This window comes from Collimonas humicola, assembly GCF_018304945.1.
Lineage (GTDB): Bacteria > Pseudomonadota > Gammaproteobacteria > Burkholderiales > Burkholderiaceae_D > Collimonas > Collimonas humicola.
Map to the genome: position 1 here is coordinate 311,688 of NZ_JAGQEE010000006.1, position 13,637 is coordinate 325,324.

General features: G+C 61.6%; 13 protein-coding genes. 2 read left to right on the forward strand and 11 right to left on the reverse strand.

Features of this window, described 5'->3' with window-relative positions; genetic code table 11:
* Positions 1-108: 108 nt before the first annotated feature.
* On the forward strand, positions 109-1,035 hold the full coding sequence (locus KHU30_RS18885) for a LysR substrate-binding domain-containing protein (protein WP_211444154.1): 927 nt from the start codon (positions 109-111) through the stop codon (positions 1,033-1,035).
* Here KHU30_RS18885 and KHU30_RS18890 read toward each other — a convergent pair.
* The 5 genes from KHU30_RS18890 to KHU30_RS18905 all read right to left on the reverse strand — a co-directional run bounded on the left by KHU30_RS18890 (position 1,013) and on the right by KHU30_RS18905 (position 4,130).
* Positions 1,013-1,564, reverse strand: a complete 552-nt coding sequence (locus KHU30_RS18890) for a GNAT family N-acetyltransferase (RefSeq protein ID WP_211444155.1) — start codon at positions 1,562-1,564, stop codon at positions 1,013-1,015. The genes KHU30_RS18885 and KHU30_RS18890 overlap by 23 nt on opposite strands.
* Before the next feature lie 23 nt (positions 1,565-1,587).
* The gene (locus KHU30_RS18895; RefSeq protein WP_211444156.1) at positions 1,588-2,307 is read right to left on the reverse strand and encodes an ArsR/SmtB family transcription factor; all 720 of its coding nucleotides are present in this window, start codon (positions 2,305-2,307) and stop codon (positions 1,588-1,590) included.
* 140 nt (positions 2,308-2,447) lie between these two features.
* Positions 2,448-3,416 carry an AraC family transcriptional regulator gene (locus KHU30_RS18900; protein WP_211444157.1) on the reverse strand — a complete coding sequence of 323 codons (969 nt, stop codon included), beginning with the start codon at positions 3,414-3,416 and terminating at the stop codon, positions 2,448-2,450.
* Between the two features lie 19 nt (positions 3,417-3,435).
* Positions 3,436-3,558 (reverse strand): hypothetical protein, encoded by a 123-nt coding sequence (locus KHU30_RS25405; protein ID WP_268907051.1) that lies wholly within the window; start codon positions 3,556-3,558, stop codon positions 3,436-3,438.
* 41 nt (positions 3,559-3,599) lie between these two features.
* Positions 3,600-4,130 (reverse strand): TetR/AcrR family transcriptional regulator, encoded by a 531-nt coding sequence (locus tag KHU30_RS18905; protein ID WP_211444158.1) that lies wholly within the window; start codon positions 4,128-4,130, stop codon positions 3,600-3,602.
* Between the two features lie 151 nt (positions 4,131-4,281).
* On the opposite strand from KHU30_RS18905, the gene KHU30_RS18910 reads away from it, so the two are divergent.
* Positions 4,282-4,935, forward strand: coding sequence for a hypothetical protein (locus KHU30_RS18910; RefSeq protein ID WP_211444159.1), 654 nt, complete (start codon positions 4,282-4,284; stop codon positions 4,933-4,935).
* Positions 4,936-5,005: 70 nt separating this feature from the next.
* Here KHU30_RS18910 and KHU30_RS18915 read toward each other — a convergent pair whose 3' ends face one another.
* From KHU30_RS18915 to KHU30_RS18940, 6 genes are all read right to left on the reverse strand, one after another.
* Entirely contained in the window at positions 5,006-5,632 is a 627-nt protein-coding gene (locus KHU30_RS18915) for a trimeric intracellular cation channel family protein (protein ID WP_211444160.1), read from the reverse strand.
* 164 nt (positions 5,633-5,796) lie between these two features.
* A complete protein-coding gene (locus tag KHU30_RS18920) occupies positions 5,797-7,533 on the reverse strand; it encodes an ABC transporter ATP-binding protein (RefSeq protein WP_211444161.1) in 1,737 nt (578 codons plus the stop codon).
* A gap of 8 nt (positions 7,534-7,541) precedes the next feature.
* Positions 7,542-8,720: an ABC transporter permease gene (locus KHU30_RS18925; RefSeq protein WP_230427460.1), complete on the reverse strand. Its 1,179-nt coding sequence runs from the start codon at positions 8,718-8,720 to the stop codon at positions 7,542-7,544.
* An 8-nt stretch (positions 8,721-8,728) separates the two neighbouring features.
* Positions 8,729-9,667: an ABC transporter permease gene (locus KHU30_RS18930; RefSeq protein ID WP_211444162.1), complete on the reverse strand. Its 939-nt coding sequence runs from the start codon at positions 9,665-9,667 to the stop codon at positions 8,729-8,731.
* A 19-nt stretch (positions 9,668-9,686) separates the two neighbouring features.
* The gene (locus KHU30_RS18935; RefSeq protein ID WP_211444163.1) at positions 9,687-11,702 is read right to left on the reverse strand and encodes a M3 family metallopeptidase; all 2,016 of its coding nucleotides are present in this window, start codon (positions 11,700-11,702) and stop codon (positions 9,687-9,689) included.
* 93 nt (positions 11,703-11,795) lie between these two features.
* Positions 11,796-13,601, reverse strand: coding sequence for an ABC transporter substrate-binding protein (locus KHU30_RS18940; RefSeq protein WP_211444164.1), 1,806 nt, complete (start codon positions 13,599-13,601; stop codon positions 11,796-11,798).
* Positions 13,602-13,637: the final 36 nt, after the last annotated feature.

Genomic DNA, 13,637 nt, shown 5'->3' on the forward strand with positions numbered 1-13,637 from the left:
GTAAGAAACGCACTTGTTTTCACTGCTTGCAGCAAGTATCGCTTTGCGCGATACTTTTGAATATCAGATAGTTTTGAATCGATTGTTTTGAAAAACAGGACGATTAACATGCGACAAATCAGCTTTGACCTCGATGTGCTGCGCACCTTCACCACCGGCATCGACCTCGGCAGTTTCGCCAAGGCGGCCGACCGGCTGGGACGTTCCACCTCGGCGGTGAGCGCGCAGCTGAAAAAGCTGGAAGAGCAGGCCGGCGCGCCGATTTTCCGCAAGGCCGGGCGCGGCCTGGCGCTGACCGAGGCCGGCCAGACCTTGCTCGGCTATGCGCGGCGCCTGCTGGAACTGAATGACGAAACCGCCAGCGCGGTGCGCGGGGTCGAGCTGGAAGGCGAGGTCAGGCTGGGCTTGCAGGAAGACTTCGGCGAGGCGCTGCTGTCGTCGGTGCTGGGGCGCTTCATGCGCGCGCATCCCAAGGTCAGGATCGAGGTCTGCGTCGCCCGCAGCAGCGACTTGCGCGAGCGCGTGACGATGGGTCGCATCGACCTCGCCTTGCTATGGGAGAGCGCAGCGCCGGCTTTGAATGGCGAGCGGGTCGCCGACCTGCCCTTGTGCTGGATCGGTCCGGCGCACCCCAGCGCCAGCTGGAATCTGCCGGCCGAGGAGCAGGAGCTGGCCGCCGCGGCCGGCGCGCCGGTTTCACTGGTGCTGCTGGATGCGCCTTGCCTGCTGCGCGATATGGCGTCGAATGCGTTGGATGCCGCCGGGATCAGCTGGCGCCACGCCTTCACCAGCGCCAGCCTGTCGGCCCTGTGGGCGGCTTCGGCGGCCGGGCTCGGGCTTACCGTGCGGACCCCGATCGGCATGCCGGCCAGCTTGCGCATCCTCGATCCGCAGGAGGCCGGCCTGCCGCGCTTGCCGTCGATAGGTTTGTCGCTCTATCGCGCGCAGACGATCGCGGGGCCGGCGGTGAACCGCCTGGAGGAATTGCTGCTGCAGGCGGTGCAGGAAGCGGTCAAGCGGGTCGCCGCGGCGTAGTGCTGCCCGCTGGCGGCGCCGGCGCAAACCAGGCCATCATGAGGTCAGTCAGATAGCTGCCGTCCGCCAGCTTGATGCGTTTTTCAAAACGTCCTTCGAGCACGAAGCCGAATTTTTCATACAGGCGCCGCGCCGCCGTGTTTTGTTCGCGCACCCGCAGTTCGATTCTTTCTACGTGCGGCCGCTGTTGCGCCCATTGCAGCAACGCTTGCATGAGTGCGCTGCCGACTCCCTGCCGGTCCGAACCGCTATGCACCACCATGCTGCCAAGCGTGAAGACATGCGCCAGCGATACGCGCGGCGCGACCGGTTCGAGCACCGCATGGCCGACTATCACGCCGTCTTTTTCCGCCACCAGATAGCAGCCGGCATCGGCCAATGCGCGGATTTTCTCGGCGTAGGCGCTTGCTTTCAATTCATCCGGATGCGAAGCCAGCCGCCCCGGCGTCTCGGCAATCCGCTGCTCTGCGGCGCATAGAATGGCGGCGTCGGTTTCAAGCGCCGGGCGGATATGGTATTTCCTGTGCATATGCTTTGCTTTCTACTGTGCGTCTATCTGGCGTTGGTGGCCGCCGCCAGCATACGTTCGTCGATATCGAGCTGCGCCTTCAGGCCGGCCCATCCCTTCGGCGTGACCTGGACCGCGCGCGATGATTTTGTGCGCCGCAGCCAGCCCGCGTCGCACAAGGCGCTCATCAGCTGCACGCCCAGCGGCCCTGCCAGATGATGGCTGCGTTCGGTCCAGTCCAGGCATTGCCGCGCAAGACCGTTGCGGGTCGGCTTGAGCGCGCCGACATCGACGCCGATTGCGGTAAACCAGGCCCTGCCGGCGGCCGACAGCTCGAACTGCTTGTCCGCGCCGGCTGCGATAAAGCGACGCCGCTGCAGGGCTTGCGTCACGGCCACGCCCAGCTGTCCTGCCAGGTGGTCGTAGCAGCAGCGGGCAAAGCGCAGATCTTGCGTCGCGCGGTTCAATGGTCTGCGCCTGACGACATCGGCCGAACTGATGGCGGCAAGATGTTCAATCGCGGCGGCGACATGTGGATCGCTCAGGCGGTAGTAGCGATGGCGGCCTTGCTGCTCGCAACTGAGCAGGCCGCCGTACAGCAGTTTGGCCAGGTGAGCGCTGGCGGTTTGCGCGGTTATGCCCGCTGCATGCGCCAGCTCGCCGGCCGGCAGTGCGCTGCCGTCGCACAAGGCCAGCAGCATGGCGGCGCGCGCCGGCTCGGCGATCAGGAAGGCGACGGACGAGATATTCGGTTGCGGTGACACGGGCGGACCTCCTGCGCAGGTTTGCAGCAATTGCGAATTGCCAGGATAGCAGTATAGGCCCGAAAGCCGGCTGCATGCTTCGTCATATGACGAAACGTGCAGCCGGCCCAGCGCTGGTTCAGAGCTGGCTCATAGCTGGTTCATAGCGGCACCACGGGAATGCAGATATCGCATTCGAAGGTGCAGGTTGCCGCGTCGTAAGCGGCGTCCGTCGGGTAGTACTCGAAGCAGGGGCGGGCATCGAGCTGCATGCCGCTGGCCGGCAGCCAGTCGCGCAGCAGGCCGGTCCAGCTGCCGCCGATATCGCGGCCGGTGCCGCGGTAGCGCGTCATGGCGTAACTGCCGCCGGGGATGACGGTAGTGAAGCAGGGGCCGCTGGCGACAAAATCGGCTGGCACTTCGACACAGGCATCGTAGCGGCATTTGTCGGCGCTGGTGATGCCCGGATCATCGTGGCTGATGCCGTAGCGCGGCTTGCCGAACAGGTTGTTGGTTGCCATCCAGGGGCTGACCACCTTGCCCCAGAATTCCGAGATTGGCTGGCCGTAGGGGCCGATGTAGCGCAGGTAGGCGATCTTGACTTCGGGCCGTTGAATCACTTGGACTTTCATGGGAATCTCCATAACAGGTTGTCGGGAGTTCTCATGATCGGCCATGCCGTCGTCGTTTTCCTGATCCTGCTTGCGAAGCAGCTGACCAGGATTGCTTTTTTGCGCCTCATCCTGGCTGCGCATCGCTTCAAGCTGGCTGGCCCAGCGGTCCGCCTGCCCCTGGCGCCATTCGGTGGCGGTGCAGCCGAAGCGGCCCTTGAATGCCCGCGCAAACGCTTCCGCCGAGCCGAAACCTACCGACAGGGCAATATCCAGCACCGGCACCCCCGGCTGGGCGATCAGCCGCAATGCGGCTACCTCAAGCCGGCGCCGGCGCAGGTAGTCGCCAAAGGTTTCGCCCATCCAGGCGGCGAACAGGCGGTGGAAATGAAATGCGGAGAAGTGTGCAACTTCGGCCAGCATGCTCAGTTCCAGGACCTGGTCCAGGTGCTGGTCGATATGCTCCTGCACCTTGTGCATGCGCCTTGCATAAATGGCCTGGTTTTCTTGCGAGCCCATGGTCTGTGCCGCCCGTCTGTCAGCGCGTCGCCAGCGGCAAGCTGCTGCGCAAGCCGCCGCCAATGGAACGCGGCAGCGGGGCGCCGATTTCGGGTCCGGGCGGCGCTGCCGAGGCGAACAGGAAAAACAGGTGCTGGGTCATGTGCATATCCTCGATGCGGCTATCGTAAAAACAGGGGCGGTTCACAGGGGCTTTTTGGCAAAAGCGGTGGTGCACAGCTCGGCAAAAATAGACTGCATTTCCGACGGCGCCTGCTGCATCCCGTTCTCATTCCACCATGCCAATACCGTGAACAAGGCCGCTGAAATGAAACGTCCGTGCAGGCCGGCCGGCAAATCCTCGCGGGCATCCAGGATGGCGCTCAGCCTTCGTTCCAGTATTTCCTGCGCCATGCGCGATACCGCCAGACCGCATGCGCCGTTCATCAGTGCCGAGTACATTTGCGGCGCCTCGCGCAGATGAGCGAACAGCCTGCTTGCATCGAGTAGTCCCGGCAGCTCCGTCGATACCACAATGTGGCGCTCCAGAACGCCTTCCAGCTGGGTTCGGAGCAGTTCGTCCTTGCTGTCGAAATGGGCGTAGAAGGTGCCTCTGCCGACGGCTGCCTTTTTTGCAATATCGCTGACGCGGATAGCGTCGTACGAACGGCGCAGCAAGAGCGTGGCCAGGGCGGCATTGATATCGTGGCGGCTGCGCCGTGAGCGCAAATCCACGCGCTCCTGAACAGAAGCAGATTTTTGTTCGATATCAGACATAAATTTGGACTTGTCCATTGATGTCGGGCGGCGTTGGCGAAATACTCGTGGCTCCTATGTTATCGCAAAGCAACCCCATCCTCTCTTTTGTTCAACTGGAAAGGCAAATATGACGAATCAACGAATCCATGCCGCAGCCCTGATGATCGGCATGCTGGCCGGCATCCTTACCATGGCGATTCACCCGACCAGCTTCGATCTGCATGCTTCGGCAGAATCCATCACGCGTGTCAATCACATCAATACCGTGACGCATATACTCGGCCTGGCAAGCATTCCGGTCACTTTGCTGGGAGCTTTTGGAATATCCAGCCGCATCGGCTGGAACCACATCAGCGGGCTAAGCGCGTTCATTGTCTATTGTTTTGCGTCGATGGCCGTCATGCTGGCGGCGGTGGCTGACGGCCTGATCGGTTCCAGCCTGGCCCAGGAAGCAATCAACGTCGACGACAGCCAGCGGCAATTGCTGATGATGGCGCTGCACTACAATTTTCAGCTGAACCAGGCGCTGGCGAAGGTGTATGTTGCCGGCTCATCATGTGCATTTATCCTGTGGTCGATAGCGCTGGCATATTCAGGAAGAAGCACAAGAGTCCTGGGCATCGCCGGCGGCATTGTCGGACTGTGCGGGCTGATTGCGGTGCTGGGCGGGCACATCCAGATGAATGCACATGGATTCGGCTTGATTATTCTGGTGCAAGCCATCTGGATCGTGCTGGTCGCCATCTGGCTATTCAGGGAGACGCCGCTCGAGGCAAGGTAAAGCCAGTCTCCAAAACATCAGCGCCAGAAAGCTGACGGTCGCCTTTATCGGGAAGACACCGGTTCGCGCCCTAGGCGCGCGGCAAATGCCAGCCGCGCGATACCGCCACCATGCGCAGCGTAAAGCAAGCCAGGCCGCCAGCGAACGCGGCAGCGCCGGGCGGCAGGCCGAGGCGGCGCGTGGCCAGCAACACGAACGCGCCAAAGAAGGCTGCGGTGGCGTAGATATCCACCTGCAGCACCGCCGGCACGCGCGACAGCAGGATGTCTCGCACCACGCCGCCGCCGACCGCGGTGACGGTTCCCATCAGCATGGCGATAAACGGCCGGATGCCGAACAGGATGGCTTTCTCGACGCCGGCCACGGCGAACAGGGCCAGGCCGGCGGCGTCCAGCACCAGCATCCATTCCGGCGGGAATGCCTGTACCGTCGAATGAAAGACAAAGGTGAAGAAGCCGGCCAGGAAAGTCAGCACCGGATAGCGCCAGTCGCGGATCGCATTCGGCGGCGTCGAACCTATCAGCAGGTCGCGGATGACGCCGCCGCCCAGGGCGGCCACGAACGAGATCACCATCACGCCGAGCAGATCGAGGCCGCCGCGCATTGCGCTCAGCGCGCCTTCGATGGCAAACACCAGGGTGCCGATCAGATCGGCGGCCACAACGATGGTTTCTGTCTTGAGCTTGATTTTGTACATGGAGCCGTTCCCTTCGTTAGTGCTGGCACGCTATAACGAAAAAATCGGCGCGTCAATTACTCCATGTGCGTACCGTATGTAAACGGGAACGGGGTGCAAACCGCGCCTTGCAGCGCTGCTTGCACCCCGTTTAAGGTCTCTGCGTTCGCGAGAGACTGGCCGGCTTAGTTCTGCAGGCCGCGCGGAATCGCGCTCAGCAACTGGCGCGTGTAGGCATGCGTCGGGTTGTGATAGAGCTCGTCCGAGTTGGCCAGTTCCACCACTTTACCCTGATGCATCACCATCACCTGGTCGGCCAGGTATTTGACTACCGACAGATCGTGCGAGATGAAGATGTAGCTCATGCCGAATTCTTCCTGCAAGTCTTGCAGCAGGTTCAGCACCTGCGCCTGCACCGAGACGTCCAGCGCCGACACCGACTCGTCGCACACCAGGATTTCCGGACGCAGGGTCAGGCAACGCGCAATCGCGATCCGCTGCCGCTGGCCGCCCGAGAATTCGTGCGGATAGCGGTGATAGGCCTGCTGCGGCAAGCCGACCTTTTGCAGCAGCTGCATCGCCATTTCGGTGCGCTCGCTGTCGTCGCTGCCGATCTGGTGGATGCGCATCGGCTCCAGCAGGATCTGGCCGATGGTGAAACGCGGATTGAGCGAGGCGTACGGGTTCTGGAAGATGATCTGGATACGGCGCTTGTAGGCCATGAAATCCTTGTTGGACATGCCGATGATGTCCTTGCCTTCGAACAGCGCCTGGCCGGACGTCGCCTGGTGCAGGCGCATCAGGGTCAGGCCGACCGTGGTCTTGCCGGAACCGGATTCGCCCACCACGCCGAGGGTCTTGCCGCGCGCCAGCTTGAAGGAAACATCCTGCACCGCCTTGAATTCCTTGCGGCCGAACAGGCCCTCGCGGAAATAGAAGCTCTTGCCCAGGTTGCGCACGTCCAGCAAGGTGTCTTCCTGGCCGCTGCAGCCGCGCGAGCGTTCGCGCAGATCGAGCTCGGCGCCGCTGCCGTTGCCGCCGTTCACGCCGTTGTTCATATAGTCGCTGATCACCGGCAAACGCCATGGACGGGTATCGAGCGAAGGGCGGCACATCAGCAGCGCCTTGGTGTAGGGATCCTGCGGCGCTTCAAAGATTTGGCGGACATCGCCTTTTTCCCGTACTTCGCCATGCCGCATGACGATCACTTCGTCAGCGATTTCGCCGACCAGCGCCAGGTCATGGGTAATGAACAGCACCGACATCTTGTGGCGCTTGCGCAGCGCTTCGATGAGGTCGATGATCTGCTTCTGGATGGTGACGTCCAGCGCGGTGGTCGGTTCGTCGGCAATCAGCAGTTTCGGTTCGCAGGCGATCGCCATGGCGATCATCACGCGCTGCTGCTGGCCGCCCGACATCTGGCTCGGATAGGCGTCGATCTTGGTGGCAGGCGAGGGAATCCCGACTTCTTCCAGCAGAGCGATGGCGCGGGCGCGCGCCTGCTTGGCGTTCATGCCCATATGCAGCTGCAGCACTTCGCCGATCTGGAAGCCGACCGTGAAGACCGGATTGAGCGAGGTCATCGGCTCCTGGAAAATCATCGAGATTTCCTTGCCGCACATGTCGCGCCGCTCATCCGGCGACATCGCCAGCAGGTTGCGGCCTTCGAACTCGAGCACGCTGGTGGGAGCGATGCTGGAGTTATCCTTCGGCAGCAGGCCCATCACGGCCAGCGAGCTGACCGATTTGCCGCTGCCCGATTCGCCGACCAGGGCCACGGTGGTGTTGTGCGGAATGTCGAAGGAGACGCCCTTGACGGTTTCCACCATGGTCTTTTTATCGCTGCGGAAACTCACGCGCAGGTCGCGCACGCGCAAAAGTGGATGCGCGCTGTCTTGTTTGTTGTGGTTACTGGAATCCATGATGTCTCCTATTTCAGCTTCGGATCGAGGGCGTCGCGCAGCGCGTCAGTGAACAGCGAGAACGCTGTCACCAGGATCGCCATGGCGATACTCGCAGCCGCCAGCTGCCACCACTTACCCAGAATTAATTCGTTTTGCGCTTCGTTCAGCATGCTGCCCCAGGAAACGACGCCGACCGGCACGCCGAAACCGAGGAAGCTCAAGATCACTTCCGACTTGATGAAGCCGACCACCGAGATCGACAGCTGCACCAGCGACACGTGGCTGACGTTAGGGAAGATATGGCCGAACATCTTGCTCCAGTGGCTGGCGCCGATGGCGTCCGCCGCCATCACGTACTCGCGCGACTTGTGCTTCATGTATTCGGCACGGATCAGGCGGTAGGTGCCGGTCCAGCCGGTCAGGCCGAGGATCAGCACGATCGCCGTCACGCCCTTTTGCTGCAGCACCGCGGCCACTGCCAGGATCAGCAGCAGGTAAGGGATGGAGGTGAAGATGCTGTAGAACCAGTTGAACGCATCATCGATCCAGCCGCCGAAGTAGCCGGAGACGGCGCCGAAAATGGTGCCGAGGGCGACCGCCAGCAAGGCTGCGACCAGGCCGACGATGATCGAGGTTTCCGCGCCCTTGACGGTTTTCTTGATGATGTCGTGACCCCACTTGTCGGCGCCGAACGGCAGCGTCTGCTTGCGGATCAGGGTGGCGCTGCTGCCTTTCTTGGCCAGCTCGGCGCGGATTTCAGCCATTTCGGCAGCGAGCGGGTCGGCGATGCCGTAGTCGTTGGCGATCACCGGCGGCGGCGCTGCCGCCGTGCCGCTCTTGCGCAGGTCGCGCAGGATGTCGCGCAGCGGATCGACCGGGTTTTCCGGCGGCGGCGCTTCCGCCGCCGCGTCGTTGTCGGCGAAGCCGCGTTCGGCGTCGGTTTGCGCGCCCAGGAAAGTCGGCGGCGCGTAATTGACGCCGACTTCCTTCGACCAGTCGCCGGCGATCAGGCCGCTGGCGGACAGCGCCAGCATGACCAGGTAAAGGCCGACCACGGCCATTGCCGCCATCGCCACGCGGTCGGCGCGTAGGCGGCGCCAGGCCAGGGCCCACAGGCCTGGTGAGTGAGTCTGGGGAGCAGCATTGAGAGCTACTGTGCTTGCCGGCGCCGCTTGGGTAGGGGCCGAATGGATACTTTGAGTCATGGCGGCTCCTACTTCAGTTGAACGCGTGGGTCGACGGCTTGGTACAGCAAGTCAGTCAACAGGTTGAATATCATGGTGGCGGCGGCGACATAGATCGTGATCGCCTTGATCACCGGGAAATCGCTGCGTTCAACCGCCAGGATCACTTCGCGGCCGATGCCTGGAATCGAGAAGAAGCGCTCGATCAGGAAGGCGCCGATCAGCAGGGCCGGCAGGTTCGACATGACGTTGGTGATGATCGGGATAGCGGCGTTGCGCAACACGTGCACCCACAGGATGCGACGTTCCTTGACGCCTTTGGCGCGCGCGGTGCGGACGTAATCCTGGTTGACTTCGTCAAGCACGAAAGTGCGGTACAGGCGCAAGCTGGGGGCGATGCTGACCGCCAGCATGATCAGGATCGGCAGGGCCGAATAATGGAACAGGTTTTCCGCGAAGCTGTTGCCCCAGCCTTGCACCGGGAACATGCCCAGCTTGTAGGCGAACCAGTACTGGAACAGGATGATGTAGACCAGGATACTGATCGACATGCCGACGGTGCAAGCCACCATCACCATGCGGTCGGTCTTGGAGCCGCGCACGAAGGCCACGGCCAGCGCCAGCGCCACGGCGATCAGGGTTTCCAGGATGGTCAGCGGGATCAGCACGGTCATGGACGGGCCGAGGCGGGTCAGGATCACGTTGGCGACAGATTCACCGGTGCTCCAGCTGGTGCCGAAGTTGAAGGTGACGATCTGCTTGATGAAGATCCACAGCTGGATGTAGTAAGGCTGGTCGATGCCGAGCTGGGTGCGGATGTTGGCGATCTGTTGCGGGTTCGACATCTTCCCTGCCAGGATGTAGGCCGGGTCGCCCCCGACCCAGTTGAACAGGAAAAATACCAGTACGATAACGCCGAGCATGGTCGGCAGCATTTGCCAGAGTCGGCGCAGGATATAAGCGGTCATGATGGTTCCTTAGTCAGGCTTAATGCAGGCGCTGGCCTGAAATTTCGTCAAAGAATGACTTGCTGTTCGGCTCGCGGCCGAGGAAGCTGCTGACCATCTCGCCGGCCGGCTTTTCAGCGCCGCGCGAGAGGATGTCCTGGCGGTACAGATGGCCGACTTCCGGGTTCATCAGCTTGCCGTTGTAGCGCGACAGCATGTCCAGCGCCAGCACTTCCGACCACATGTAGCCATAATAGCCTGCCGCGTAGCCGCCCATCAGGTGGCCGAACTGGCCCGGGAATTCGGTGCCGGGGACATAGCCCAGCGGCGTCGCGCCCTCCATCTGCTGCCAGACTGCCAGCGGCTGTTCTTTGTCCGCCTTGTTGTTGTGGACGGTCATGTCGTAGCTCGCGTACAGCAGCTGGCGCGCATAGCGTATGCCGCGGCCGTAGTTGTGGGCCGCGGTCAGACGTGCCAGCAGGGCGTCGTCGATGGTCGGGCAGGCGGTCTTGCAGAAGCCGGCCAGCAGGGTCAGCGATTCTTTGCGGCGGGCCCACTCTTCATACATCTGTGAAGGCGCTTCGACGAAGTCGAGTTCGACATTGGTACCGGCTTGCGCCACGTATTTGGTGTGCGACAGCACGCCGTGCAGGACGTGGCCGAATTCATGCACCAGGGTTTCCAGTTCGTCGCTGTTCAAGCCGTTGCGGTCGAGGTTGGTGACCAGGGTCGAGACCGGGGTGCGGTGGGCCAGCGTGCTGACGCCGCGCGTACCCCAGGCGGCGGCATGGCCGTATTTGCCTTCACGCGGATAGAGGTCGAGATAGATGCCGGCGATGCGTTCTTTGCTCTTGCTGTCGATGACGTCGTAGTACTGGACTTCAGGATCCCAGACCGGCACTTCCACGCGTTTGAATTCGACGCCGTACAGGGCGCCGGAGACATGCAGGATCCAAGGCACGGCAGCTTCGCTAGGGAAGTACTTGCGCAGGGCTTCCTGGTCGACGTTGTAGCGCGCCTGCTTGATCTTCTGCTGCCAGTAATCCGAATCCCAGCGCTCCAGCTTGGTGTCGGCCAGCGGCGTCTTCAGGGTTTCCGACTTGAATACGCGCAGTTCTTCGATTTCCTTGATTTCCAGCTGGGTGACCGCAGTCTGTACTTCGCTCAGGAATTTTTCCACGGTTTGCGGATTCTTGACCATGCGGCGGCGTGTCACCAGGTCGGCATAGCTGGACAGCCCGAACAGGCCGGCCATTTCATGGCGCAGGTCCATGGCCTGTTTCAGGATCTCCAGGTTCTTCGGCGTGCCGTGGTTGGCGAAGGCAATCTGGTAGCGGCGGCGCGCATCGCTGTTATCCGCCGATTCCATGAACGGCTTGTAGTCCGGGTATTCGAAACCGAGCAGGTAGTTGCCCTTGTCGTCGCGCTTGGCGCGGGCCAGGTAGGCGGCAGGCATGCCTTGCAGTTCGGCCGGCGTGAAAGTCAGTTTCTGGTTGTTGTCGCGGATGTTGCGCGCGAATTCCTGGCTCAGCTCGCCCAGCTTGTCGAGGATTTCCTTCATGCGGGCGCGCTTTGCAGGCGGCAGGGAAACGCCGGTGTCGTCGAAGCTGTACAGGATGTCCTGGCGCAGTTTCTGTTCGACCGGGTCGGTCGGCTGGATGGCCTTGAAGCGGGCGTACAGCTTCTCGCTTTGCAGCAGGTCGGTGGCGAACTTGTTGGTTTCGATCAGGCAGGCTTCGGTGGTGCTGCGGACTTTTGCGTCAGGCGAAACGTTGTTGAGGATGTCGACCGGGCCTTGCAGGTCTTCCAGTGCGATTTGCAGGTCGTTCCATTCGGTCAGCACTTTCTTGCTGTCCCTGGCGCGGGCCGGCGGCAGTTTCTCCAGCGTGGCGACGCGCTTGCGCAGGCCGTCCAGCGTGTTGCTGCAGAGTGTGGGGATCTGATCCGCCTGCAACAGCGGTATCAAGGGCCGCTGTGCGCCTTGGGCGACTGCCTGGTTCATCATCAGCGTGAAGAACGCTGTGGTGACCGGCAAGAAAAGTGACGATGTTTTCATGCATTACCTCAAATATGGGCCGAGTGAAAATGAACAGTGTTTGGAAAGCAGGCGGGAGGCAGCTGACGCTTGGCCGTCCCGCTCCGCGGTGTTTTATTTAGGTCGTTTTTCGATGTCGAAATACATCCATTCGGTAGGCATGACCGGATGCTTCTTGTAGCCGATCACGCGCGGCTGCGCGATCATGTTGCGGTAGCGGGCATAACCGATGCGGGACGGCGCATCGACTTCCAGGATGCGCGCCATCTTGTGATACAGCAGGTCGCGTTCCGGGCCGGCCGGCAGCTTCTGGGAAGCGGCGTAGAGCACGTCGTATTCGGGGATCTTGTTGCAGCCATTGTTATTCTGGCCGACGTTAGGCCCGTAGAACAATTGCATGAAGTTGTCGCCGTCGGGATAGTCGGCAATCCACGGCGAGGTGCGCGTTTGTATCTGGCACTCTTTTTCCGCCTTGAGCAGGTCGGGGAAGGTCTTGAGGTCGCCGACCATGCGGATGTGGATGGTGTCGTAGGTTTTTTTCCACATTTCCGACTGCTGCTGGCCGTTGGAGTCGGCGCGAGCCGAGTAGCGTATCGTCAGCGGTTTGCCGTCCGGCAGGGTGCGGTAGCCATCCTTGCCGATCTTGTAGCCGAATTTGTCGAGCAGGGCATTGGCGACTTCCGGTTCGTACTGGATGCTGCTCTTGTAATCCGGGTCGTAGCCGACCACGCCTGGCGGGATCGGGTATTCCAGCGGAATGGCTTCGTCGTTCCAGACTACCTTGATTTCTTCGCGCACATTGTGCGCCATGGAAATGGCGCGGCGCAGGGCGATTTTTTCCTTGCTCATGCCGCCCACTACCGGATCCTGCATATTCCAATAGAAATAGCTGATTTCAGGGTCGACGATGCGCGACAGCTGCACGCCGCGCTTGACGAATTCCGGTTTCAGCTTGCCGCCGGACATGACCTGCGGCGCCAGCGGACCTTGCAATTCAGTGATGTCGACTTCATCGCCTTCGAAGGCCAGCAGGCGCGACTGGTCTTCCACCATCACGCTGATTTCAACGCGGCCGATTTGCGGCATGCGCTTGCCCTTCATCTTGGCCACGATGGCGGCGTCGCCAGGGTCGGTGCTGGGCTGGAAATCCCAGGTGTAGCCGCGGTAGTCTGGGTTGGCGGTCAACACCATGCGCGAGCCGCGTACCCACTCGCTCAGGATGTAAGGGCCGGTGCCTACCGGATGCCCCATCACGGTGCCCTGGGCGTCGCGGTATTTCTCGATGACTTCACGCGCCACGGCGCTGGTCGGCTGGTGCGCCAGGATCATGCCGAGGTTGAAGTCGGGTTGTTTCAGGTGGATGCGCAGGGTGTAGCGATCCAGCAGTTCAAAGCCGGGGACGCTGGCGTCGTAGTCGAAATGGCCGGTTTTCTTGGCTTGCGCGGCGACTTCGTCGAGGCCGACCACTTTGCCTTCCAGCAGCCAGGTTTGCGGCGAAGCCAGCTGCGGATCGAACAGGCGTTTCCACGCGTAGACGAAATCGGCCATGGTCAGTTCGCGCTTCTTGCCGTTGAACACCGGATCATCGGCAAAGTAGATGCCTTTTTTCAGGTGGATGGTATAAGTCATGCCGTCGGTGCTGACTTCCGGCAGGGCCGCAGCCGCCGAAGGCATCAGCTTGGCTGGACGGGCCAGGTACTCGTAGGCGAACAGCGTTTCAAACACCGATTGATTCACCAGCTGCGAATAGAGGTCGCGCGTCACGGCCGGATCGAAACCGGTTTCCGGCGCCACGAAGACGAAGCGCAATACCTTGTCGGGATCAGCTGGTGAAATCGGCGCCGCCGCGGCCGATGCATGCATCGGCAGGGCACACGCTAAACACGCAACCAATATCCCGCGTAACCAAAGCGAGTTCATACCATTTGTCTCCTTCATAAATCTCTAGCTAAATTC